At 43.1% G+C, this 24,235-nt stretch carries 22 protein-coding genes; 2 read left to right on the forward strand and 20 right to left on the reverse strand.

Going from position 1 to position 24,235, the window contains the following annotated elements; genetic code table 11:
* Positions 1–10: 10 nt before the first annotated feature.
* Complete coding sequence (locus GQY27_RS01950) at positions 11–313, reverse strand: urease subunit gamma (RefSeq protein ID WP_160031822.1); 303 nt, start codon at positions 311–313, stop codon at positions 11–13.
* Positions 314–562: 249 nt separating this feature from the next.
* On the opposite strand from GQY27_RS01950, the gene GQY27_RS01955 reads away from it, so the two are divergent.
* Positions 563–1,504, forward strand: a complete 942-nt coding sequence (locus GQY27_RS01955; protein ID WP_160031823.1) for an urea transporter — start codon at positions 563–565, stop codon at positions 1,502–1,504.
* A 150-nt stretch (positions 1,505–1,654) separates the two neighbouring features.
* Here GQY27_RS01955 and GQY27_RS01960 read toward each other — a convergent pair whose 3' ends face one another.
* The 19 genes from GQY27_RS01960 to GQY27_RS02050 form a co-directional block, all read right to left on the reverse strand.
* Complete coding sequence (locus tag GQY27_RS01960; RefSeq protein WP_236570436.1) at positions 1,655–2,467, reverse strand: class I SAM-dependent methyltransferase; 813 nt, start codon at positions 2,465–2,467, stop codon at positions 1,655–1,657.
* Positions 2,468–2,593: 126 nt separating this feature from the next.
* Positions 2,594–2,866 carry an HPr family phosphocarrier protein gene (locus tag GQY27_RS01965; protein WP_160031825.1) on the reverse strand — a complete coding sequence of 91 codons (273 nt, stop codon included), beginning with the start codon at positions 2,864–2,866 and terminating at the stop codon, positions 2,594–2,596.
* A gap of 143 nt (positions 2,867–3,009) precedes the next feature.
* Positions 3,010–4,050 carry a serine hydrolase domain-containing protein gene (locus tag GQY27_RS01970; protein WP_160031826.1) on the reverse strand — a complete coding sequence of 347 codons (1,041 nt, stop codon included), beginning with the start codon at positions 4,048–4,050 and terminating at the stop codon, positions 3,010–3,012.
* Positions 4,051–4,162: 112 nt separating this feature from the next.
* Positions 4,163–5,464, reverse strand: coding sequence for an S-layer homology domain-containing protein (locus GQY27_RS01975; RefSeq protein ID WP_236570437.1), 1,302 nt, complete (start codon positions 5,462–5,464; stop codon positions 4,163–4,165).
* Between the two features lie 49 nt (positions 5,465–5,513).
* On the reverse strand, positions 5,514–9,488 hold the full coding sequence (locus GQY27_RS21970; RefSeq protein ID WP_160031828.1) for a S8 family serine peptidase: 3,975 nt from the start codon (positions 9,486–9,488) through the stop codon (positions 5,514–5,516).
* A gap of 514 nt (positions 9,489–10,002) precedes the next feature.
* Positions 10,003–10,506 (reverse strand): tetratricopeptide repeat protein, encoded by a 504-nt coding sequence (locus tag GQY27_RS01985; RefSeq protein ID WP_160031829.1) that lies wholly within the window; start codon positions 10,504–10,506, stop codon positions 10,003–10,005.
* 200 nt (positions 10,507–10,706) lie between these two features.
* Entirely contained in the window at positions 10,707–11,207 is a 501-nt protein-coding gene (locus tag GQY27_RS01990; protein WP_160031830.1) for an LURP-one-related family protein, read from the reverse strand.
* 18 nt (positions 11,208–11,225) lie between these two features.
* Positions 11,226–11,573, reverse strand: a complete 348-nt coding sequence (locus GQY27_RS01995) for a hypothetical protein (RefSeq protein WP_160031831.1) — start codon at positions 11,571–11,573, stop codon at positions 11,226–11,228.
* A gap of 156 nt (positions 11,574–11,729) precedes the next feature.
* Positions 11,730–13,268, reverse strand: coding sequence for a carboxylesterase/lipase family protein (locus tag GQY27_RS02000; protein ID WP_160031832.1), 1,539 nt, complete (start codon positions 13,266–13,268; stop codon positions 11,730–11,732).
* 363 nt (positions 13,269–13,631) lie between these two features.
* On the reverse strand, positions 13,632–14,798 hold the full coding sequence (locus GQY27_RS02005) for an NAD(P)/FAD-dependent oxidoreductase (protein WP_160031833.1): 1,167 nt from the start codon (positions 14,796–14,798) through the stop codon (positions 13,632–13,634).
* 24 nt (positions 14,799–14,822) lie between these two features.
* The gene (locus GQY27_RS02010; protein WP_160031834.1) at positions 14,823–15,536 is read right to left on the reverse strand and encodes a methyltransferase domain-containing protein; all 714 of its coding nucleotides are present in this window, start codon (positions 15,534–15,536) and stop codon (positions 14,823–14,825) included.
* Complete coding sequence (locus tag GQY27_RS02015) at positions 15,523–16,683, reverse strand: type III polyketide synthase (RefSeq protein ID WP_160031835.1); 1,161 nt, start codon at positions 16,681–16,683, stop codon at positions 15,523–15,525. Before GQY27_RS02015 ends, GQY27_RS02010 begins: the two co-directional genes overlap by 14 nt.
* A 337-nt stretch (positions 16,684–17,020) precedes the next feature.
* The gene (locus GQY27_RS02020; protein ID WP_160031836.1) at positions 17,021–17,371 is read right to left on the reverse strand and encodes a hypothetical protein; all 351 of its coding nucleotides are present in this window, start codon (positions 17,369–17,371) and stop codon (positions 17,021–17,023) included.
* Positions 17,372–17,555: 184 nt separating this feature from the next.
* Positions 17,556–18,662 (reverse strand): Gfo/Idh/MocA family protein, encoded by a 1,107-nt coding sequence (locus tag GQY27_RS02025; RefSeq protein WP_160031837.1) that lies wholly within the window; start codon positions 18,660–18,662, stop codon positions 17,556–17,558.
* 32 nt (positions 18,663–18,694) lie between these two features.
* Positions 18,695–19,417 carry a ThuA domain-containing protein gene (locus GQY27_RS02030; protein ID WP_160031838.1) on the reverse strand — a complete coding sequence of 241 codons (723 nt, stop codon included), beginning with the start codon at positions 19,415–19,417 and terminating at the stop codon, positions 18,695–18,697.
* Positions 19,414–20,592 carry a Gfo/Idh/MocA family protein gene (locus GQY27_RS02035; RefSeq protein WP_160031839.1) on the reverse strand — a complete coding sequence of 393 codons (1,179 nt, stop codon included), beginning with the start codon at positions 20,590–20,592 and terminating at the stop codon, positions 19,414–19,416. The genes GQY27_RS02030 and GQY27_RS02035 overlap by 4 nt, the downstream gene beginning before the upstream one ends.
* 16 nt (positions 20,593–20,608) lie before the next feature.
* Positions 20,609–21,682 carry a LacI family DNA-binding transcriptional regulator gene (locus GQY27_RS02040; RefSeq protein WP_160031840.1) on the reverse strand — a complete coding sequence of 358 codons (1,074 nt, stop codon included), beginning with the start codon at positions 21,680–21,682 and terminating at the stop codon, positions 20,609–20,611.
* Between the two features lie 370 nt (positions 21,683–22,052).
* On the reverse strand, positions 22,053–23,087 hold the full coding sequence (locus tag GQY27_RS02045; protein WP_236570455.1) for an ABC transporter substrate-binding protein: 1,035 nt from the start codon (positions 23,085–23,087) through the stop codon (positions 22,053–22,055).
* A gap of 78 nt (positions 23,088–23,165) precedes the next feature.
* Positions 23,166–23,678 (reverse strand): nucleoside deaminase, encoded by a 513-nt coding sequence (locus GQY27_RS02050; protein WP_160031841.1) that lies wholly within the window; start codon positions 23,676–23,678, stop codon positions 23,166–23,168.
* A 303-nt stretch (positions 23,679–23,981) separates the two neighbouring features.
* Between GQY27_RS02050 and GQY27_RS02055 the strand changes: the two genes are divergently transcribed.
* A complete protein-coding gene (locus GQY27_RS02055; RefSeq protein ID WP_160031842.1) occupies positions 23,982–24,182 on the forward strand; it encodes a hypothetical protein in 201 nt (66 codons plus the stop codon).
* Positions 24,183–24,235 lie beyond the last annotated feature (53 nt).

Genomic DNA, 24,235 nt, shown 5'->3' on the forward strand with positions numbered 1-24,235 from the left:
CAATTCGTACTTAGCGAATTGGACTGTGTATTGTTACCAATTTTGTCCCATCAGGGAAAGTAGCTTCCACTTGAATATCGTGAATCATCTCTGGAATCCCTTCCATTACATCTTCACGTGTTAAAATCGTTGCTCCAAATTCCATCAGTTCAGCAACTGTTTTTCCATCACGTGCGCCTTCGAGCACTTCATAAGTGATATAAGCGATAGCTTCCGGATGGTTTAATTTGAGTCCTCTTTCTTTTCTACGTTTTGCAAGATCAGCAGCCACCACAATTAATAGTTTGTCAATCTCACGCGGCAATAATTGCATAGTTCATCCTCCAAAATTCATCATTTTTTAAAAAATTTGTCGAAAAATCTGTAGGTTAGGTCATTTCAAGCAGAATATACCACTTATATTCGAGATTTAGATTGCTAACCTAGTATACTTACTATATCATAATTTATATATACCACAAATTGCATATACTATTATACACGAAATTCGACACGATATGTCAAATTTTTCACAACTCTCTTATATCTACTCATATCACATAAAGTTAAAAAGGAGACTATAATGCATTCAGATATTCAGAAGTCAGTTTATAAGGATACGATTTCTCCCCTAATCTCTGCTGTGTTCAAAGGAGTATCCCAAGTTATTTTTATTGAAAATGCATTTACAGGGCTCCTTATTACCATAGCAATCATGTTTTCTTCTGTATCGCTCGGTATCATTGCCTTACTATCTTCTCTCATTGCTGTGCTGATTGGGAGAATCGGAGGAGCGAATCGAACGCTCATAAACCAAGGACTGCTCGGATATAACTCCGTATTAGCGGGAGTAGCCATATCTCTCAATCTACAAGGAGGCACTCGTTTTGTTATTGCGATGGCTGGAGCTGTTGTTGCCGCTCTATTCACTTGCGCGATTATGCAGTTAATGGAGCATCTAAACGTACCTGCACTTACGTTTCCTTTTATTATTTTGACTTGGTTTCTACTGCTTGCGTCCTATCGCCTTGGTGTGTTCCGGTTGAATCCTAATCTTACTCCTCAGGATTTGTCTCATCTTGATCTCCATTTCGAGGGTACTATGAACTGGGTAGAGGGAACGATCTCCGGGGTTGGACAAGTTTTCTTCCAAGACACCTTCTGGTCCGGAATTTTGATTTTGATCGGGATATTTTGGGCTGGTTGGAAACTCGGACTTTATGCTGTCCTTGGTTCCGTTGTTGCTATGTTAACAGCTTACTTTTTAGGGGCAGAAGTCTCCATGCTCAATTCAGGACTTTATGGGTTTAATGCTGTATTAACGATGTTAGCTGTTGGGGTTGTTTTTGATGCAAAAAGTCGCTTTGCACCCATCACTGGTATTATTGCGGCGATTGTATCCGTACCTGTTACCGCAAGTGTAACCACTTGGATGATGCCGTACGGCCTTCCAACGCTGACAATGCCTTTTGTTCTATCCACTTGGCTATTTCTTGCCGCAAGAAAAGCGCTCCCTAACATTTAGTAATCGGGTAATCGCCGCTTAGAAGACTATGAGTATTATCCCCTTAGGAGATCAACAGAGAAAAAGAGAGATTCCATCAAGACTCCTCTCTCTTCTGTAACCTGAGGGGATCTTTTGTTTGTTGCAGCCCTCTCATACCGTCTGCTTCTGTTACATCTGCTCAGGTTTTTTGCCTTCTACGGCAAGCAAATACATCTTCATTCCCGTCGCTTTTTGCGCTGCCCATGTACGATAAGAAACGGCCGCTTCCATTCGTTCCTCTTCCGTAAGATAACCGTCAGATACCAGTTGTTTGCCGCGGCTTTCTGCTACTTCGGCCCATATTGCGATTCTGTTCTCAAAATCTAGGTCCCCCCTTGTTGTTTTTTCATGTTGCTCATACTCTATTACGTGTTCAAGTCCTGCCTCTTCAAAACGGGAAACCAGCTGATCTGCAATTTCATTTGACATACCGCTGTCCTGTCTCCACTTCAGAAACGCAGAATAAAAGTGTAAAAAGGCGTCCGGCGGTGCGGGAGACCATTCTATTTTTTCATGATTATAATCCAGTACAAGCAGCGTTCCGCCTAGTTTCACCGCACCGATCATTTGCTCCAGCGCTTTCTGCGGTTCCGACAGCCACTGCAGAACACGCGCAGCCGTGATGATATCATATGTATTTTCATAAGGCAGATTGTAAATATCAGCCACTTCAAATTCAAGATTCGTTAGGTACTCTGAATATTCTTTTGCTTCTTGTATCAAACGTTCGCTTACATCGATACCGGTGACCTTGCCATCCACTCCTACCCTTTCCGCAATCCCCCTTGTAATCGCACCGCTGGCACAGCCTACATCAAGCACAGACATCCCCGCTTGCAGAAGTGCTGCAAGCCTCCGGTTTGATGCTTCGAGAGATCGCTGATTAACAATAACGGAAGTCCCTGTCGGCATGGATGCCCGGTTACGTGATATTTGGTTCATATTCATTCCTTCTTTCTATAAGTTATCCTTTATTTTAATGGAAATGAATTACTTTTCATATAAAAATATAGAAAAACCTTGAGATCCTTCTGTATAAAACAGAATGTGAACTCAAGGCTCCTATTTTTACTTATTATTGTATTTGTTGAACTGTTCCAGCATGGCTTCGAGCGCTTCTAGTTCATCTTTTCCTTTTGCGGACAGGCGAAGACGGGTTCCAGGCATAATCGGTTGAAAGATCATCCCGAGCAAGCTTTTCACATCTATGATATGTTCGTGCTCATCTTTATCTACATAGGAGAGAACAATCTGAGATATAAATCGGGAAGCCAAGTTCGAGATTTGAATTAATTCAAACCGATCAATATTCGAATGAACTGTGAATTCATGCACTCTCACATTCGCCACTTCCTTTTTTCAAATCTACTTAAGTTATTGTACACATGTTTCACAGCAAACGTATTTGTATATCTATTCTAATTCAAATACACAGTATGGTAAATATTTCTTTTTTTGACCCATTCATGTATAGGTTGTCCGCATTAACCTTCTAAACTCGAAGTAAACACATTATGGATATGAATGTTATCAACCGGCTTGCCTAATGCAGCTGTCATGAGTACAAAAGCAACATCTTGTTTCGGATACATCCAAACCATACATCCACCCATTCCATTATGACCATAAATATCACGCTCTATAAATCCTTTATGGCGGACTGGAGTCTTCCATACGAAGCCATAATCGGAATCGACCTCTTCGATATGCAGTGTTTGAGGTGTGATCATTTGTTTAAAAGTCGCAGGCTTAATTAAGAAACTACCTTCTTTGGTTTCCGTTTGTCTTAACATGGATTTAGCGAAAAGAAGCAGGTCGTCTGCTGTGCTGAATAGACCACCAAATGGAATTTTAGCTGCAACAAATGAATCCATATGACTTGCCATCGCTTCCGCTCCCGCTATAGGTGCTATTCTCGATTGATCCTGCTCTACCCCGCCAAAATTAGTATCTTTCATTCCAAGCGGTTCAAAAATATGTCTGTGTAGATATTCTTCATATGTCATGCCGCTTAACCGTTCTATAATTTCAGCGAGTACCGTAAATGCCGCATTGTTATAGCTGACTTTCTGTCCGAGAGCAGACTCTAAGTGACTCTCCGCAAGTGCTTTATATAGATGAGGATGGAGTAAGCCATCAGGAGCATGTTTGCCCTGAGCACATTCCATCAGATAACGTTGATCGAGTCCACCTGTATGAGTAAGAAGATGCCATAACGCAAGTTTATCTTTCCCGTGTTCCGCAAAATCCGGTAGAATTTTACTTACTAATTGCCCTGGATGAAGCAAGCCTTTCTCCCAGAGTTGCATAATAGCAAGTCCAATCATCGGCTTTGTTATAGAGAATACGGGAAATATCGTCTTACTATTCATTTCTCTACCATCTTCATAAGTGCCATAAGAGCGAAGATCGAGAATTTCATCGCGGTTCGTAATGCCAAATACAGCGGAAGGCCATTTCTTATTGATTACATTTTGCTCTATAAAATGATAGATAGGATCAAATCCAGAAGATGAATAATTCACTAGCAAAACCCTCCAAGTCATATGTCTATTCTTTACTATGGTAACATGTAAATTGCTAGGTTACAAAATAAAACCGTTTCGCTCCTTGTTAGGAATGAAACGGTTTTTTCTCTTATTTCACGGTTTGTATAACACGTTCAAGCAGTACACTCACTTCGGCACGGCTTGCCTTTTCCCCTGGTTTAAACGCGGTTGCTGTCTTGCCTTGAATCAGTTTGTTTCCATAGAGATAAATGATATCTTCTTTTGCCCAATGGGACGGAATATCCGTGAATGGATTCTTATTGTCACTCGTCATTCCCTTACCACTGTTCTTTACTTGTCTGGCTAAAATAGTAGCAAGCTCCGCTCTTGTAATCGGTGCATTTGGATGAAACTTAAGACCACCTTGTTTATCTTCTTTACCTTGAATCAGCCCATATGCTCCTGCTGTTACCACATAGTCGTAGTACCAATCTGAGGTTTTGACATCTGAAAAAGTGGGCGCTGACTGCTGTTTCATATCAAGCCCGAGTGCCACGACTACTGATTTGCCAAATTCAGCTCTTGTCATATCTCGAAGCGGTTCGAAATTCCCTTCATTTGTGCCTTGTAGAACCTCGCTTGACGCAAGCTTGATAATCGAATCCTGTGCCCACTTTAGTTTCGTTATTGCTCCTTGATCTTTAAAGCCTGCGAGGGTTTGGGCCGAGGTAGGCTGACTTATTTTTTTTACAGGTACTTCCCCTATGGTCTGTATCTTCTCGCTCACTTGATCCGTTGCTGTACCACCCTCACGAATCGTAATCGTTGGCTCACTTATTTGGTGCTTGATGTTTAGACCTGGGTTGTCCGGCTGAATAATAATGGACTTCGTTTGTTTTAAAGTGACCGTCCCTGCTTTTAATGCATGGAATGAAATGGTGCCTGCTTTTCCATATCCGGTAAAAAGTTTAGCATCCTGCGAAGTAATCGCTTCTGAGATCTGAACGCTTCCCCTAGGATCAATTTTATTAACAAGACTCATCGGATTGCTTGTTTTCTTGAAGACCTGCGGAGATAGTCTCTTCGTACCCGAGTCTGGTTCTAGCAGTGCTGCGTCATAATCCATATGAATTTCGTATCCTTGAACATGGCTATAGTCACCGGTAAATCCTTGCAGCCATATCGCAACCTCAATTGTATCCCCCACCTTAGCCTCATATACCGAAGGTACCAGACGAACCATCGGCAGATTGTCATCTGCGACCTTATTCGTATTCTTTACCTCTGAAGCTGCTGACAGTGGACCTGCTGGAATAAAGCAGAACATGATCCCCAGTGCAGCTGTGATAGCGATCCATTTGTTCTTTGTCTTCCATAGATTCATTCTTCCGCATCCCCTGTCGTATGCAATATGTAGAAGAGAGGACATCCATTCCCATCCTCTCTTCAATCAATCCTAACCTCTCTTCAGTCAAACCTAATCTTTCAAGTCTACTTCATTACTCGAATTCATAATTGTTAATAATGTAGGATATATCCAGAAGATCAACACTATTGTCACGATTTAAATCAGCGGCTGAAGTTTTTGCATTCGGCCAGCTTGCTCCTTTTACAGCGCCAAATACTTTTGCTGCAAGCTGTAAGTCAACGAGATTTACATGACCATCCTGATTCAGATCTCCTGCCGTAAGCGGACCAAAGTTCACAGACTCATTGCCATCTACGGTTACGGAACTCGATTCAGAGATGTGACCTGGTACAACCACACGCACGGTATAGGTTCCTTTTGGAACTTCTATGGTATACGTACCATCCGCACTTACCACACCCGAACCCGCTACTTGTCCATTTGCACTAAGTGCTTCCACAACGACTTTATGCACGCCGTCCGCGCCTTGGTACCAAGTATCACTGTAATTCACATCTTGGAAGGCCTCTGCATCAATGCTGCCTGTGATCTTGAATTGATCCGGATCAGGGGTTGGAACCTGCGTCACTTTAACCGTACCACTCGAAACTTTCCCAAGGGTGATATCCTCTGATTCACTATTTAAGACTCGCACATTGGACAGAGAGAAGGTAAAGTCTCCTGTGTCTGGACTTGCAAAATGGAAGGAGGCAAGTGCTCCTTTACCCGTATAACCATCCGGAATCCCAGCCAGAGAAATGACGTAATCCGTTTTTGCTTTTCCGTTACCAAGATCTGCTGTTTCCTCTTTAATAATCGGTGACACTCCCGGGTTCTTCTCTTCTTGATAAGTAGCAAGCGCCACGCTTGGTGTTACCGACCCTTTCACAAGATCTTTATCGTACGTCAAGCTGAATTGAGCGGTATAAAGATCTTTTGTGTCGGTAAAATCAATGTCTACATGGAACGTTTCATTGACAGTTACTTGCTTTTTAGAGAGGTTTGCCGAAAGTGAGATGGCGCCTGGTACTGGCTCTCCCGGCTCTTCCGGTTCTTCTTCGCCATCTGAATTATATTTCACTACATGAGCAGGCTCCAAGAAACCATTACCAACGAAATCATATACGTAGATTTGATATTGGTTTTCCCCTTTCGTTACAGGTACTTCGATGGTAAACTTTCCGTCTGAGTCAATCGTTCCGGGAACATATTCCATTTCGCCGTCTACTTCGTATTCCGCATCCACGGCAATACCTGAATAGTTTCCAAGCAGTTTAACTACAAGGTCATCCTCTATTTCCCCTGTAATTACCCCCATGTTACCTTTCACTTGGATCGCAGGATCATGAAGAGAACTGACAGGGGCTTCTTTATCGATAACAAAATCATAGGCAGCATCCTTTACAATTTCTAATTCCTCTTTATCAATGCCTACATAAGGAGCTAGAACGTAAACATCTGAATCAAGTGCAAACTCCGTTTCATAATTTGATACGATGCCATCCCAACCGGTTAAGTTATAATCTCCTGGTTTTAAACCCGTTAGAACCTCAGCGACAACCCCAATCCAATCCCCTGTATAAGCATCAAATACATCAAGTGAGAAATAGTTATTCGCCACATTTACCGAGAAATGAGCATCCGCTGTATCAACGAGATCATCTCCATTTGGAGAGAAGAACTGCGGAATAAGTTCAAGATCAGATACGGTTTCGATCTTCTTCGGTTCACCGACATATACATATACAGGAATCTTGAGCTGATGACCCGAAGTTTCGGTCAAAATCACTTCTCCATCATAATTTCCATTGGGTGTATCTGCATTCATCGTAAGGCTTACCGTAAATTCCGTACCTCCTCCTGCAGAAACTTTTACAGAAGACTCGCTTGCCGAAAGCGTACCTGGAGGCGCTCCATACCACTCGGTTGTAATGGTGTAAGCCGAACTCTCAGACACAATATCACTGACCTTAATGGTTTTCGTTGCTGTTTCTCCCCCTGCGAGAATTCCATAAGAAAGGAGACCTGTTTCATACGGTGTAGCAGTGTCCGATTTTACTGCCGTCGTTTCTTCTTCAACAAGGGCTACTGCCTTGGCTTTCAGCGTATTTGTTAGATCAATTCGACCTGCCCCTTGCTCATTATGGGTGTAACGGTTTCCTTTTAGATCACTAATCTTAAGCGCATTATTCGTCATCAGTCCCTTGATCTCATAAGGGTTCAGGGAAGAATCTTTATCAAGTAAAAGTGCTGCAGCTCCTGCGATATGCGGCGCAGCCATACTTGTACCTTGCAGATCCGCATATGCATCCGTATAATCACCGCCATATGCTGGAACGGAAGAACGAATACCGACCCCCGGGGCTGAAATATCTGGTTTAATGCCGTATTTAGGAAGACCCGGTCCTCTTGAACTGAAGTCACCCATCAAATTTTGCTGCAAATCCACTCCAAAATTAATTTTGTAACCTGGATTCGCATCTATTTTGGTTTTAAGTGCCGTCCCATCCTCTAAAGAGATACTTAAAGTCGGAATATAATCTCCTGGCTCACCTAAAGTACCCCCGAAATTACCAGGTGCGTTGTTATAAATCACAGCCACTGCTGCTCCAGCCGCCTGCGCATTTCGTGATTTTTCGGTAAAAGAAATGGTCCCTCTCTGAATGAGTGCCACCTTGCCTGTCAGATCTTTACCTGCAAAATCTTCCGTTCTTCCAAGCCCTGCTGCCACAACTTCGATCGGCTTATCTGGAAGAGATGAATGATCAGGAGAGAAAGTCATTATACTGCCGAAAGTTTTAATCAGACCTTCTGCCTCAATTGTTGGAATGTTAAGAGGCGGTGTAGAAGCTCCTACAGAAATAGGAATCTCTGCTGATCCCGGTGAACCGAGTGTATACCCATCTGGACCGTCATTCCCATTTGCAACAACGGCTACGACTCCTGCTAGAGCTGCATTATTAAGAGCGACGGAAGAAGGATCATACTCATTGTTAATCGCACTGCCAAGCGAGAGATTAATCACATCAAGTTCATCTTGTACGGAACGCTCAATTGCAGCGATAACTCCCGATGTGGCACCAGAGCCGCCTGGTCCAAGCACACGATATGCATAGAGATCAGCACCATAGGCAACGCCGCGTACCCACCCCGTACTGCCATCTGGCTCAAGCGGATTTCCACGTCCAGCTATCGTTCCTGCCACATGTGTACCATGTTCCGTTGCTGCCTCGGGATCGTTTGGATCAGGACGTGTTTCATATGGATCGTTATCATTATCAATAAAGTCATAACCGCCTTTGTAGGCATCTTTCAAACTCGGATGGTCATAGTCTATTCCCGTATCCAAGACACCTACTTTAATTCCAGAACCATCATAACCGGTATCCCAGAACGTATCTGAACCGATAAAAGGAGCACTGTCATCCATATTCGGCGTTACACTGCTCACTGGTGTTGCTTTCATTTCTGCATCAGGATAAATTGCCTTCACACCAGGAAGACCTAGTAAAGAATCCACTTGATCTGCAGTGATCTCAAGCGCATAACCATTGAATACATCTGTGTAATTTGTTTTGAGTTTTGCATTCAGTTTCGCAGCCGCAGCAGCAAATGTGGACTGCTGTCTCTTAATGATGCTTCGCTGGTTTACTCCTGATCTACTTCCTCCTTGTTCACGGTTCGCCTCTTCTACGACCACTGGATTTTCGGTTAATTCGACAATGACAGGAATCCGGTCCGTACTGTCAGAAGCAGGGACATAGTTTTGAGGCGTTACCTCTTCGTTCTTTTTCTCGTTGTTAGAAGAATCTAGAGAGTCTACTTTCTGAATAGATGACTTGGTTTTTGTACCACCATTCCTGTTTTTCATGGCTTCTTTTTTCTTGCCTGCATTCAGTGTTTTAGATATGGCGGAAGATAATTTGCTAGAATCCACTTGAAACGTTTCGGACTGAAACTTTCTAGCTTCGGCACCAGAGACGATGGCAGGAAAAAGAGCGGATATAAAAAGAGTGGAAACGACGGAGAGCGACATCACTCTTCGCATGAAAGGCTTAGACTGCATGGTATTCCTCCTTATTCAATTCTTCCATAACTATTTTAATGTAATAGGGATAAAAAATTTGTAGAATCCCCTGTTCTACCTCTTTAATGATAGTTTTCATACCATATACCTGTTTTTTCTACAAAAAATAGTCGTATCGATGTAGTAATCTATCAATCAGATCTCGGATAGGTTAGATAACTTTACACGTTATTAATCATCCAATGGTTGAAATATGTATGATCTATTGTTATTTTGTCTTCATAAGTCATTATTTTGCCTAGTATTTCGAAAAATAGGAGTCTAGAGCTACAGCCTTTATCATAAATCCCGATGTAGCAAGACCTAGTGTGTTGCATATCGTTTACATTTCTTTTTTCATAACGGAGAAAACGATCCGTATCAAGAACTAGATCTCCTGTTCTTCTAGATAAAAAGGCCTGAACCACAGTATACTGACACCAGGGTTCAGACCTTTTTATTAAGAGATGAATCTTCCTATGAGGGATGTTATTCGACAATCCCACGCTTTATTTTATAAGTCCCAGCGTTCATCCAATTTATCTGCATAAAAAGCAATCGCTCGTTTGTATTTCTGTATACCCGCATTAGCAGAATGTTCGGCAATTTCCTGCAAAAGCAATCTCATCGCTCGCTTATGTTCCTTGAGATTATACTGAACCATCGCCATAAAAACTTGAAATTCTCGTTTCTCTGGAAACTCAAATATGGCGGTCTCAAAAATCTTCTCCGCTGTCTCATACTGCCCTAGTGTTCGATATGTACTGCCTAGTCCAAGCAATGCTCCCGCTCTATCTTCCTTGGGTAGTTCGCCTGAAAGAGCAGCTTCATAGTAAGGCACTGCTTCTTTTTCAAGTCCTAACGTATCGTACGTCCAGGCAAGCTGATACTGTAACTGTGCAGAATCGATCAAAAGTTTCCCATCACGTAAAAGTTCTTCTAGCGTAAGTAATTCCTTGAGTGCCATCTCGCTTTGTCCACTCTCTCTTAACTGAACTGCCTGTGTTAAACAATCCATAGGTTCTCCTACTCTCTTCGATTCTCTTCCATTGCTCTTCAACTGCTCTTCGATTGCTTCTCTATTGCTTTCCTATTATATTATCAGCTTACCATCTGCTTCTGAAGTAATGTTTAATTTAGAATCATTTAGTCCCAGCTGAATAACTTCACACAAAAAAAGAGACACGCACTTGTGTCCCTTCTTTATTATTACGTTCATTAGGGTGCTGAATTAGCCGCTTGATTCTGTCTTTTACGAATCGAATGAACCCCCATAATCACGGCAATCAGTTCATAGCTGTTTATTTCGGAGGTGTTATTCTGCAGACGATAGGCTCCAGAACTGAAAAAACCAGAGATTTTTTCAAAGCCAGCGACTGCGTCTCCTTGCTCATCAACGATCGCAAAATCTCTAGAGAATGCGGGTGAGGTAATCGTAAATACGCCTCTCGATCCTGCCTGGTACTCAAATTTCTTCTCAAGAAAACTCATTCTCGATCGAACGATTCCAATGGTCTCTCCATGAGAATCAAGTACATTCCATTTATTAGAGAATACTCTAAATTTACCTGAATAGATCAAATTACTCAAAGAATCATAGATATCCAGCGAAGATCCGAAGGCACTTTTCAAATCGATGCAGCCCAGTTCATTACCTGATGCGTCCATAATTTCAGATATTCCTGAACTAAAAAAACGATCTTTGAAATAGAGTTCCATACACGCTTCCCCCTAATATCAATCGTTAGATGAATTTAACCCTTTGGGTCTGAAAAATTCAATCATCTTAATAAAATCCACGTGATATACCTGCTCTACATCCTGCAATGTATATAATCTGCCATCCATCTCTTTAAGGGCATAAACATAATCATGTCTTACCATATCCATTGCTTGTTTTCCGACATACTCTCCTTCGTAAGCCGCAAGCTGTTCATTCTCACTCTTGTTAAAACTCAGTATTTCTCGAAAAGAGGCTTCTACAAACGCATTGACTACGGTAAGTGTATCCCCTTCTAGCTGAACGACGCGGTATAAATTACCACGTTCATCCTCAATTAAATCTTTGTTTATTTCAATATTCATGATATCCCTCATTTCATTTCTCATATCTCTATTGTATCAGGATATAAATGACAAAAAAATGCCTTACAGACATTTGCTCCGTCTGTAAGACATCTCTTTGAAGTTGCTCTACTGCTCCACAGATTAAGAAAATTAGGTCGCTAACCATAAATTCTACTAGGATTGCAGGGCTAATCCCTTCTTCTTGAAGTATTGCTGAACAACAAAACTCATGATCTCACTTGGTTGCTCTTTCAAAAATCCGGACTGCTCAGCAAACAACATTCCGTAAGGCTCTTCAGTAGTATATGGCTCCCATTTCGGCAATTCCTCTCCCGTAGAATCGAGTCCATTCGGATCTCCGGTTCGGATAAAGTTGGCCCAGTAATTACACATTTGGCGAGCCAGATCGTAATGTTTACCTATAAATGGTCTCCAACATTTAGCTAGTGTTTCAAAGAAAAACCAGAGATCCACGGAGTGGAAGGTACCTGGGTTATCCCAACCTGGAATTTCTGCATCAAAATTGTAATAGTACATAGGTGGGCCAGATTCTGTATTGGTATTAGCATGCGCCGCAATACGTATCGCATATTCAATACTGCTTACGGCTGCTATCTTTTTAACTTCTTCTATATTGGACGACTCGGCATTACAAAGCTTCAAAAAGATGTCGGCATCGTTCCCAAACATATCGGCGGCCATTTTTTTGAAGTCTTCAAGTGAATCGACATTTGGAGTACTAAAAAACTCAGAGGACGTGTGTCCAAACATGGTTGGAACCATTAGACGCTTGTTCTCAAGGAATAATTCAAGCGAGTTGCCTACACAAAACGTCTGATCAACGACACTTCCCCAGAACTTACCGTACTCCACCGCCTTATCTCGGAGATAAACAGAGTCTAATTGCCTTGCTTCATCAAGCGAAGATACACCAATATATTCAAAAAATTTCACGCCCTCCTGCTCCGCTTCCGGCAGGTTTCTCAAAAATCTTGGTTTACCAGGCCCTGGGTAAAGCTCAGTAAAGATCCCGCTTTGGATAATTGCCCTCTGAAAGAGCCCTTCATTCTGCGGAGAGGTAAGTTGGCTCATCACACTTGCACCGCCGGCAGACTGACCTCCTATCGTGATGTTGTCAGGGTCGCCGCCGAAAGCCGCTATATTGCGCTTGACCCATCTTGTAGCTGCTTGCTGATCGAGATTCCCAAAATTAGCAGGGGCTTCTGGCGCCTCCAAAGTGATTTCCGGATGTGCTAGAAAACCAAATACATTTAGCCGATAGTTAATGGTGACTACCACGATCCCGCGTCTTGCGATCCGTTCACCGTCGAATTCCATTTCCGCTGTATGGCCTACCTGCAGCCCGCCGCCAAAATACCAAACATATACGGGAAGCTTTTCATCTGTCTGATTGGCAGGCGTCCATACATTGAGATAGAGGCAGTCTTCATTCATGACAATATCGGGTTCCACTGCCCACTCCCGCGTATAAATATTGTTCTCGTCAATCTCTTGTCTCACCTGCATTGAAATTGGCGCAAATTCATAAGCTTTAAGAACACCTTCCCAGTCTTTTAGGGGCTGAGGCGCTCGCCATCTATTTTCACCCACAGGCGGAGCTGCAAAGGGAACTCCTTTAAAACTAGTAATTCGCGGATCAGCCGCAGGCAATCCTTGAACCCATCCTTGCTCAACCTTCACTTTTCTAAGCATATCCATCGTTCTCCTTTATACAGCCGATTTTATAAAAATATCATTCATTAATAATGAACAGCCAAGGCCTATATTAGAAAGCGGTTTCAAAAATATTTTTCTTTCATCCGGCTTACTCCTGCTTCTTCCCACCTCTCTATAAGTTACTAATTGCCACTTCGGGTACTTTTGTTATGTAGTAAAATTGTAGAATATTAACCTAATTAATACAATGATATATGTAATAATATTAATTGATAAATACGACTCCAAAGTCAAAAAATAGCGATGCAAAAACCCCCACTATAATCATTACAGAAGTGGAGGCTGGTTGATTTTTACTATTTAATGATTGCATTTTATACACTCCGGACTGTCTAAACTTTATGATTTAGTCACACCAAGTTCAGATAATCGTGTTGATTTCACCAAATAGGAAGGAAGGCTTGGAAACAATTGACCGATGATGGGGAAAATTTGATTTACTTTTGAAAAAGCCATCTTTTGAATCCTTCTGGCCCTGCGCAGTAGATCAGAAAACTCCCTATTCGCTTCCAAGGTGTAATTGCTCTCCCATTCCAAATAAGTCAGCTTACCTTTGAGATACTGGTCTGTAGCTATCGAACAGATCATTGAAGAGCGAAGTGCAATCGACATCCCATCTCCACATAGCGGCGGAATCATGAGCATCGCATCTCCTATATGCGGAAAGAAAGACCAGGGTTCCGGTGCTTCCGATAATCTTACAGGGGATATAGATACCTGAGAACCTTGTACCGGAATTCCCTTCGATAACCGGTCTGATAACCGGGGATTGGTAGAGGCTGCTTCGCTTAGAATCTCCTCGATCGATTTACCACTGCGCTGCACCATATCAAAGGACAATAATGCGGCTATGTTAACTACACCCTCTTTTACAGGTGAAATCCCCACATATCCCCCATCGCAAAAATACAGTTCTACCTCTTCCGCTGCTTGTATTCCGGTATAGTGTGATTTTACACCAACAAATACTTCGAGATCCTTTCGCTCTGCCTCCTGATCCGCAGGTACTCCTCGAGGCTTTCTAATTCCATAAGCTCCAATGACTGCTTTGGCATGATAAGTTTCCCTTATTTGTCCTTGCTTTGTCTCTATAAGATAAGTGTGATCTTCTTGTTGTTGAACATGGGTAACCATCGCTTTTGTCTTGATCTTGACGCCGAGTTCCAGCGCCTTTTTATGAAGCATAAGGTCAAGTTCATACCTGCTGATGCCCCATGCGTCACCTGGCAGACGCGCTTCCATCTCTTTACCGCTCGGCAAAATAATCCTGGCTTGTTTCATTGTTGTTGGATTAACCCCATGCTCTAGTGGATCCACTCCAAGATAAGCCAGCATTTCCTTCGTCTCGGGGGACATAAATTCGCCGCATGTTTTATGCCTTGGGAATACTTGCTGATCCAGGAGCAGAACCTGATGCCCTTTTTCAGCTAACTGAATAGCAGCCGCGCTGCCTCCAATACCTGCCCCCATAATAATCACATCGATACTGTTATCTATGTTATCCATCTTCTCCGTCCCTCCCTTCTATTTTCACTCTCTGGGTATGACGACCGCATAGCGAAATAAAGGTTTCCATGAATAGGTCATCGTCTTGTGATTCAGTTTTGATTTTAGGTCGCTCCAGTCTTTGTGTGTAAATCCTTTGGCGACAGAAAGCGGACCATCGTGCCGAATATACCTGTTCCTTGATATCATTCGTGTCGTTAACCATACTGCCGTGTAAGGTACCGGATGCCGGTGTATATCGTTAATAACCACACCATATTTAGAAGACTTCAACATGTGACTCACGATTTCAACGAGCTCCTGTCCCTCGAAATGATGTACGAACTGAGAACCCGTCACGATATCTGCATACCCTTCCGGCAGAGACTTTACATCAGCCCTCATCACATTTACCCGCTTTTCATCCCAAAAATAAGACCGCGCTTCTTCGCAGGCTTCTTCTGTTAGATCGACAAGGGTAATCTTCATCTTAATTCCTTTGCTGTCTGCCCATGTAAGAAGTTTGCGATTGACGTCTCCCGATCCGGCGCCGACATCAAGCAGTGTCAGCTCACTCGGTCTACCGATCTCCGCCCATAGCTTCTCCACACCATAACAAGTGGGACCAGGGGCTCCAAAAATCTTGTTCAATCTTCGCAAATGCTTGAGTGCCTCGCTCAGTTCTTCGCCACCAAGAGAGAAATCATCCATAAGTTCATCCTCTTTTGCTCTTCTTGAAAGATTTCTAAAGATAGACATGAGAAGGCTCCGTTTCAGCTGCTTGATAGGCAGGGACATAAGTAAACTGCATCAGTTCTGCAGTAAGTCCAGGACCAAAGGCCATAGCAATTCCCTTCGTTTTATCCTGACTCTGATCTCTCATATCCTGACGCATGGCAGCAAGTACAAACATAATCGTGACAGATGACAGGTTCCCTGCGTTTTTAAGAATATCCCTGCTGTATTTGGTCTGATCATCACGAAGACCAAGCACATTTTGTACCGAATCAACAATTCCTTTTCCGCCCGGATGGATTGCCCATAACTCAGGATGCTTGTCCCCTTGTAACAATAGTTCTAACTCTGGAGCAAGATATTCACCTAATAGTTTGGGAATTCGCGGAGAAAGGTAGAGATCAAATCCCGCATTGCCTACTTCCCACGTCATATCTTCGGCTGAATCGGGTAACAGAACGGAATACCCTTTCCCAAGTTCGAAATAGGAACTATGATTCATGTCAGCTTCTCCAATCACGCACCCAGCGGCCCCGTCTCCAAAGAAGGAAGCTGCAAATAATGCCTCTCGATCCATCGCAGGTTGAAAATGTAAACTACTCAGTTCTACACAAACAACGAGGACTTTTGATTCCGGAGAACCTTGAACTACATCTCTTGCCATTTGAATCGCTTTTAGACCCGCCGCACATCCTTGGAAAATTAACGGAAGACGGTTTACACGTGGTGATAGACCAAGCTCCTTCATTAGCATTACATCCAGCCCAGGAAGAAACTGTCCCGTACAGCTCACTGTAATCAGATGCGTAATTCCACTTTTATCTACACCGCTGTCAAGTAAAGCGGCTTTCGCAGCCGTAAGCCCAAGGGGAACAGATTCCCTTTTGTATGTATTCATTCGTTCTTCCGTAGTAGGCACCTGGGATAAATCATTGGATGGCAAATATCTGCACTCGGCTGAAGATTTTTTTGTGAATTCCGGCTCAACTGTATAGCGCATATCTACTCCGCATGATCTAAATATCCTTCGTGCAAACCGGGCTAGGTCGGGCCGGGCCTCAAGAGAAGAGGTGATCAGTTCCGATATATCTGCTTGCGGGATCGGATGTGAAGGCAGTGCGGTACCCATGCCTAATATAGAAATTCCAGAGAATTGAGAATTTTGTGTCATCTATTTACCTCCTCATGAATTTAAGCGGATTTCGTTCGATGGGGTCAGGAATAACCGCTCTTACGTTAACCCTATTGTATTAACTATCTTTATTCACCTCTTTCAATAAGTATGATGTTCTCTTAAATGAATAAGGTAAGGAATCGACTCATTCAAGTTTTATAACTACTTACCCTTAATAAATCAGTTGAAATCAATAAAAATAAAGAGTTTTCCTATTTGTGTTTTACTTGAAGAATTGCAAAAAAAAGACCCTCAAATGGGTCCTTAGATGCCGTGAATCTCTCCGCGATAATAAATGATCTTGTTAGTCAATTTAAGATAAAGAAGGATTAATCTAGGTAGAACTAGGTTTAGCATTCACAATCGATTCAAGCTGTCTCGAGATGGTGACGCGTTCATATTTTAATTGCCAGATTTGTTCCGTTACTTTCTTCTTCAATTTCAAATCTGTCTCTTCTTTTAATCGTTTAAAAAGTTCAAGTAATTCATCATTAAGTGCATCGAATCGAACCCATAGATCGCTCCGGGCAGGCAACTCTACTTGCTGAACAGATTTCGCTGCACAACTACGGATTTGCTCCAAAATCGACTGTCTCCATGCTTCGTCCTTCATTTGGGTTGCATAATTCAAGAGGTCTAGATAATCATCCATTTGTAAGGACTTTGTTTGATTTTGTATGTTCATAGTCAACCTGCATCTCCTTCGCTCTCTTTTACCTAGTATTATACTAGGTATTGTAAGATTTACAACACTTTTTTCTATTTTCTGATGTTTTCTACACTTGCCCTACAAATCATAAGCAGACTCAATAATAAACGGATGATAAAAAAAGCCCGCTTGCAAACGCAAGGGGCTCGTGTAAACATCATTACTGGTCAAGCGTATATAAAGGAAGATCCGTAGGAAGCGGTTTTGGAGTTTCGCATGTACTTTGCATCGTATAATGTTTGCCTTCGCTTGATGCATCATGAAATGCCCACATCGCTTCCAGTACGTGGTAAGCAAGTGCACCGCTTGCTCTATGGCTGCGCCCACTCCGAATGGCGTAAGCCATGTCTGCAGGTCCAATTCCCCGTGTATTTCGATCATATCCAGGAAGAAGTGGAACTTCGGTCCACTCTGCATCTCCCATCCCTCTCCATTTTACGGGACCACCAAAGGTGTTCGGATCAGGGACGAGAAGTGTTCCTTTCGTACCGTGTATCTCTATGTTTGGAAGAGTACTTCCGCCAAAGATATCAAAACTTGTAATTATACTTGCTACTGCTCCACCTTGAAATCGGATTAGACCCGTGACATGTGTGGGAATATCGACCTTAACCTTCTTCCCGCGTTTCTTGTGACTTGTAATTTCCCGTTCTTCAAGTGCAGCACTTGTCATACCGGTAATGCTTGCAATCGGACCAAGCAGCTGAATCAGCGCTGTTAAATAATAAGGTCCCATATCAAACATCGGGCCTCCGCCTGCAGCATAATAGAACTCAGGATCGGGATGCCAATGTTCATGTCCACGGCTCATCATAAAAGCAGCGGCACTAACTGGAGTCCCAATACGTCCCTCTTCAATCGTTTTCAAAGCGGTCTGGATTCCTGTTCCAAAGAAAGTTTCCGGTGCACATCCCACCAGTAAACCAAGCTCAGCCGCGCGGTCTAGTACTTGCTTACCTTCTTCCCGAGTCACGGCGAGCGGTTTTTCCACGTAGACATGTTTCCCCGCCTCAAGCGCCTCTAAACACACACTCGCATGGACCGCAGGAATCGTCAGGTTAATAACAAGCTCAATCTCAGGGTCGGCTAACAGTTCGGGAACCGTAAGCGCTTTAGGAATCTGATACGCTGCTGCTTGTTCCTTGGCACGTTCCAAATCAAGATCGGCGCAAGCGACAAGTTCCAGGATTTCAAACTTACTGCAATTCTCCATATAAATTCCGCTTATTTTACCGCAGCCAATAATACCTACCTTCACTTTATCCAAGCGTAAAATCTCCCTTCACCAAGCTCTTATTCTTACAGCTGATTATCGGCCATGCCTGTGTAGGCACTCGCGGCAGTATTTCTTGAATCGACTAATGCTTTACCTTCAGCGGCCCATAAAAGACCGCGAGTCATGATCTCTCTGACAGAAGGCTGCTCCATAATATCGGCATGATGTCCCAGTGAATTATAGAACACCCGGCCTTGCCCCCATTTTTTCGTCCATACGACAGGCATATCGACTGCGCCATTAGCACTGTGCGGACCTTCTACTTGCGGGAATCTCGTTGTAGCAAGGACCTCTACCGCTGGATCAACATGAAGATAATACTGTTCACTTTTCACCTGAAAATTGTCTATCCCTGCAAGCAGCGGACTTGAACTGTATTTGATCTCCACTGTATACTCGACACCGTCATTGCCTGGATGAGCTACCCATTGCCCGCCCGTCATAAACTGCCAATCCACATTTGTTCGGAAGGAGTCACACATTCCTCCATGACACCCAGCAAGGCCTACTCCACCAATGACTGCAGCTGACACATTCTCCACATATTTTTGTTCAATCGTACCCATTGTCCACATCGGCACAATTAGATCCAGTTCACGAAGTTTTTCTGCATCCGCATAAGCATCCAGTGTATTTGCCAGTTCTACTTCAAACCCAGCCTTGGTAAGCCACTCATCAAATAAAGCCGATACCAATTCAGGTTCATGACCGTTCCATCCACCCCATACAATTAGTGCTTTTTTCATTGGTTTATATCCTCCATTTCGGTAAGTTCAACCCAGCGACGTTCCTGTACTGACTTCTCCACTGCTTCTAATACGGCCTGACAAGCTACTCCATCTGAAAAATTAGGAACCGGCTGGCGATCTTCTTCGATTGCATTCATAAACTCTACCATCTCGTGAGTAAACGTCTGATCAAATCCAATGGGATGTCCTGCAGGCCACCATGCTTCTGCATATTGGTGAGCTGCATCTGTTGCGAGAACTCGGCGGAAGCCTTGTACGTCTTCCTCATCACTTGTAAAGTAAACATCCAGCTCATTCATCCGTTCAAAATCAAATCTGACACTGCCTTTACTGCCATTCACCTCAAACGAGTTCGTGCTGCGATGACCAGCGGCGAATCTAGTCGCCTCAAAGCTTCCAATGGCACCGTTTTCAAATCTAGCTAGAAACAGCGTCGCATCATCTACAGTGACAGGCCCTTTTTCCGTATTCGCATTTCCTTTTGTAGCCGTAAGCCCAGTCATTGCGGATGCAATAGGACGCTCTTTAATAAAGGTCTCGCTCATGCCGACGACTTCCTTAAACTCCCCTACCAGAAAACGAGCCATATCGATAAGATGAGCGCCAAGATCCCCATGCGAACCGGAACCAGCAATCTCCTTTTGCAAACGCCATACAAGCGGAAACTCAGGGTCCAAGATCCAGTCCTGTAAAAAGGTCGCGCGGAAATGATAGATTTTACCGAGTCTTCCGCTTTCAATCAGATCCTTAGCAAGCTGTACCGCAGGTGAAAAACGATAATTAAAACCGATCATATGCTTAATTCCTGCTGCTTCTGCCGCAGCTTGCATCTCACGAGAATCGGCAAGTGAAAGCGCTAACGGTTTCTCGCAAAAAATATGTTTGCCCGCTTTTGCTGCAGCAAGTGCAATCTCTTTGTGTACGTTGCTTGGTGCATTGATATCAATAAGATCAATATCTTCACGCTGGACGAGCTCTTTCCAATCCGTCACACTTTCCTGCCAGCCAAACTGTTCTTGTGCTTCTTTTACGGCTGCTTCATCGCGTCCGCAGATGACGGCCATTTCTGGCTTTTTTACTTTTGGGAAAAACATAGGAACACTTCGGTAGGCATTACTGTGCGCCTTTCCCATAAATTTATATCCTACCATTCCAACACGAATTGAACTCATCCTTACATCCTCCTCGTTAGTTATTTACATGGGTATTTCTTCTAGAAGAAGCCCGAACAATAAGCTCAGCTTGCAGCAACTCTCTTACCGGTTCGTCAAACCATGTACGGAAAAGCTCTGCATCATTCCCTATTTGGAGTAATTTATTAGCTGCGATCATTCCCATTTCATAAAAAGGAACGCTTACACTGCTAAGCGGAGGCACCGTTATTTCAGCTGCATCCGAATCATCGTATGCGACTATTTTCGGGTATTTCTCTTCAGGAATTTGCCATTCTCTGAACTTTTGCAGCACACCGATGGCCATACGATCGTTTGAGACAAACAAGCCATCCATCTCAGGAAGCAGCTCCCTCATTTTTTCTGCTGCCTCGTATCCGCTTCGGCGGCTAAAATTACCTTCGAACAAATAACTTGAATCGAGATGAAGATTTCCTTCGGCCAAAGCCTTTTGATAACCGGACAGACGATCTGCACTGTTGGAATACGTTAATGGTCCATTTAAAAATCCAATATGACTACATCCTTGCTGAATCAAATGTGTGACAGCTTGCCTGCTGCCTTCCTCATGATCCACATCCACTTCAGGAAATGACTCTCCCTTAAAATGCTGGTTCACCACAAGAAAAGGATGTCTTGCCTCTTTTAATTTACGAATGGCTTCCCGCTCACCCGGCTCATCCCTAGATCCCAGAATAATAAGAGCATCTACCTTCTGAGCCAGAAAAAAAGATTCATACTCCTGCGGTTCCTGCTCACTTCGAAATAACAACAGCAGATCATATCCTTGCTCACGAACAGCACTGCCGATCCCGCTTAGCATTTCTGAGAAATAATAGCTTGAGAATAATCGTGCTTTGGGGATATACGGCAGAACGACGCCAAGATTACCGCTTCGATTTCTCGCAAAACTGCGTGCAAGCGCACTCGGCACATATCCCAGTTTTTCTGCTGCACGAAGTACCTTGGAGCGCGTTTCCTCTTTCATGGGGCCAACCCCATTCATGACTCTGGAAACGGTAGCTTCTGACACCCCGGCAAATTCGGCAACTTCCTTCCGTGTAGCGATAAGATATCCACTCATTTCCATTTAATGTACGCGCGTACATTTTCTCATGTCTTTCCATTACTGTCAATAATAAAAGTGAAATAAGATGCTGGAAAAGAGTGTCTTATAACACCACTGTTTCAAGCATCCTGTTAACTAAACCTTTAATACAGCTCCACAATTCCTGCGATCATGAATATAAATATAGATAGCATCATTTCTTATTTTCTTCTTTTGCCTGCCTGGTATTGTTGTCTCAATGCTAGTGATTATAGCAGAATTAGCTATAGTAACGAGACGAGAAAGGAAGCCGATTCATAGATTAATGTTTCCGATATAAGAAAAACCCTGCTCCACTTGAATGAGCAAGGTTCCTACTTAACAGATGTGGATTATTCTCTCGTCTATCTCTCTAATGTTCAGGTAGATAATCCGTGGTGAACACCGTTTTCACATCCATCTCTTGATCGAGAAGACCAATCTCTATAAGCTGCTCCATAAGTTCCGTCCAGCGTTCCTCTGTCATGTAGCCAACTCCATGTTCCTCAGCATCATAACCATACACATATTCACGCTGTGCCTCTTCGCCAAATGCGATTTCATCTTCAGACAAATTCGTATTTACTTCATTTATTTTTTTGTTGATTTTTTCATAGTTTTCTTTGTAATTATTCCAGCCTTCCACCGTCCCGCCAATAAAAGCTTTCACGGTTTCTGGATGTTCTTTCAGGTATTTCTCCGTTGTATAAATAACGGCCGCATACGGTTTATAATCAGAATCAGCAATGAGCTTCGTCTTCACTTTCACGCCTTGTTTCTCAACGACAAAGGGCTCTCCATTAACGAAAGATTGACTGGCCGACTGTGGATCTTCGATAAAATTACTGTGTTGCCCGGTATACGCCACTTCTTTGACGGTATCCAGCTTATATTTATGTTTGAGAAATTCCCAGTAAGGCTGACCTTGCTGTATAAATACCGTCCGTCCGTTTAAGTCTCCAAAATCAGTAATTCCTGATTCTTCATGGTACATCAGTGCTTGCGGGCTGATCTGAAACGTTGTAGCCAGGGCTACAATGGGAATTCCTTCTTTACGTGCCAGTAAAATTTGGTCCGCATGTGCTACCCCAAACTCTGCTTTTCCAGAAGCTACAATCTGAATAGAAGATACCTGCGGACCCCCAGGTTCAATCGTCACATCTAGGTTGTTGACATCATAGATCCCCTCTTCTTCTGCAGCGTAAAAACCACCGTGTTCCGATTTAGCAAACCAGTTGAGCACTACTTTCACAGGTGTCTTCGTTGTTTGCTCTGGGGTATCTGCGGCCTGATCAGGGTCTGAGCTGGTTCCTCCTCCGCAGGCAGTTAAAGCCATACTCAAAATAATCAATAACACTCCAGCCTTAACCACATTTTTTCTGCGTTTCCCTGACTTCTTCATCCCCATCACTCTCCGCTTCCCCTGATTTTTCTTCCTTCTTCTCTACTTTAAAATAATCTAGTTCTTCTAAAGAAAGGATGACCTTTAGGCTTTTGCCTTACTGCTGTTCCAAAAGCCTTCATGTACGGCAGCAATCTCATCTGCAAGTTCAGGAAAAGGCCCAATGACCTCAATACACTTCTGGCCTCTTGCGAAAATATCCCTGCAGGGGAGATCAAAGGTTGGATTTTGCGGATCATCTGCAGTCAGTGCCAGGAGTTCCTTCTCGGATATCCCATATACCACTCTGCCGAGATTGCCCCAATACATAGCTCCCGCACACATTGCGCAAGGTTCTGCTGTCGTATATAAGGTACAATCCCATAAAAAGTCCGGACTATATGTATGCGATGCCCTTTCCATTAAAGCCGTCTCTGCATGACCTGTGCAGCGATGTTCTGTGATCTCCACATTGCCTTGCTCCATTAAGATGCGGCCGTCTTTGTCAACTAGCAAAGCCCCAAACGGTGTGTTCCCGCTTTCGCGAGCCATACGCGAAATTTCAATTGCTCTTCGTAAAAAAGTAAGGTGTTCTTTCTGATTTTCTTGACTCCCCATGTTCATCGCTCCTTGTGTCTCTGCTATAGTTCGATTTTAGCTACATCCATTTTCTACGTCAATTAATCTAACATACATTCGGTATGATGAATAAGAACTACTACACTTTTTGTGAAAATAGACATACCCCTCTTCTTTTTTCTATGAATATAAGATATTTCCCCATGTTACTTAACATATAATGTTAACAAAACGGAATATTAGACCATTCATATAAATAACCTTATTAAAAATTGATTTTGACATTCTAATTGCGTAGTATTCGATTATATTTACATATATAGATAGTGAGGTGGTTTCGTAGTGAAATTCATCATTTCATATAGTTTGGTAGTCATGAGCATGGTCGCCGAGCTGTGGACAGGATGTTTCCGTAAAAATACGGACTTTTACGATCGGCACTCTACTGCCCGCACGAAAATAGGTTACGTGTTGTTTCTCATCTATGCACTGAGTGCAGTTACACTCATTACCTTCTGGATCACTGCACAAATCGATAAATAAGATATCGTGTTCGTCTTTTAGGTTTGGATTAACATAAGCAATAAAGCCCCGTC

Source organism: Paenibacillus sp. An7 (assembly GCF_009870785.1).
In the GTDB taxonomy this organism is placed as follows: domain Bacteria; phylum Bacillota; class Bacilli; order Paenibacillales; family Paenibacillaceae; genus Paenibacillus.

Bases quoted from the DNA above. Each gene is read 5' to 3' on its own strand.
- GQY27_RS01950 (WP_160031822.1), bottom strand. From the start codon at position 313: ATGCAATTATTGCCGCGTGAGATTGACAAACTATTAATTGTGGTGGCT.
- GQY27_RS01955 (WP_160031823.1), top strand. From the start codon at position 563: ATGCATTCAGATATTCAGAAGTCAGTTTATAAGGATACGATTTCTCCC.
- GQY27_RS01960 (WP_236570436.1), bottom strand. From the start codon at position 2,467: ATGAACCAAATATCACGTAACCGGGCATCCATGCCGACAGGGACTTCC.
- GQY27_RS21970 (WP_160031828.1), bottom strand. From the start codon at position 9,488: ATGCAGTCTAAGCCTTTCATGCGAAGAGTGATGTCGCTCTCCGTCGTT.
- GQY27_RS01985 (WP_160031829.1), bottom strand. From the start codon at position 10,506: ATGGATTGTTTAACACAGGCAGTTCAGTTAAGAGAGAGTGGACAAAGC.
- GQY27_RS01990 (WP_160031830.1), bottom strand. From the start codon at position 11,207: ATGGAACTCTATTTCAAAGATCGTTTTTTTAGTTCAGGAATATCTGAA.
- GQY27_RS01995 (WP_160031831.1), bottom strand. From the start codon at position 11,573: ATGAATATTGAAATAAACAAAGATTTAATTGAGGATGAACGTGGTAAT.
- GQY27_RS02000 (WP_160031832.1), bottom strand. From the start codon at position 13,268: ATGCTTAGAAAAGTGAAGGTTGAGCAAGGATGGGTTCAAGGATTGCCT.
- GQY27_RS02005 (WP_160031833.1), bottom strand. From the start codon at position 14,798: ATGGATAACATAGATAACAGTATCGATGTGATTATTATGGGGGCAGGT.
- GQY27_RS02010 (WP_160031834.1), bottom strand. From the start codon at position 15,536: ATGTCTATCTTTAGAAATCTTTCAAGAAGAGCAAAAGAGGATGAACTT.
- GQY27_RS02015 (WP_160031835.1), bottom strand. From the start codon at position 16,683: ATGACACAAAATTCTCAATTCTCTGGAATTTCTATATTAGGCATGGGT.
- GQY27_RS02020 (WP_160031836.1), bottom strand. From the start codon at position 17,371: ATGAACATACAAAATCAAACAAAGTCCTTACAAATGGATGATTATCTA.
- GQY27_RS02030 (WP_160031838.1), bottom strand. From the start codon at position 19,417: ATGAAAAAAGCACTAATTGTATGGGGTGGATGGAACGGTCATGAACCT.
- GQY27_RS02035 (WP_160031839.1), bottom strand. From the start codon at position 20,592: ATGAGTTCAATTCGTGTTGGAATGGTAGGATATAAATTTATGGGAAAG.
- GQY27_RS02040 (WP_160031840.1), bottom strand. From the start codon at position 21,682: ATGGAAATGAGTGGATATCTTATCGCTACACGGAAGGAAGTTGCCGAA.
- GQY27_RS02045 (WP_236570455.1), bottom strand. From the start codon at position 23,087: ATGGGGATGAAGAAGTCAGGGAAACGCAGAAAAAATGTGGTTAAGGCT.
- GQY27_RS02050 (WP_160031841.1), bottom strand. From the start codon at position 23,678: ATGGGGAGTCAAGAAAATCAGAAAGAACACCTTACTTTTTTACGAAGA.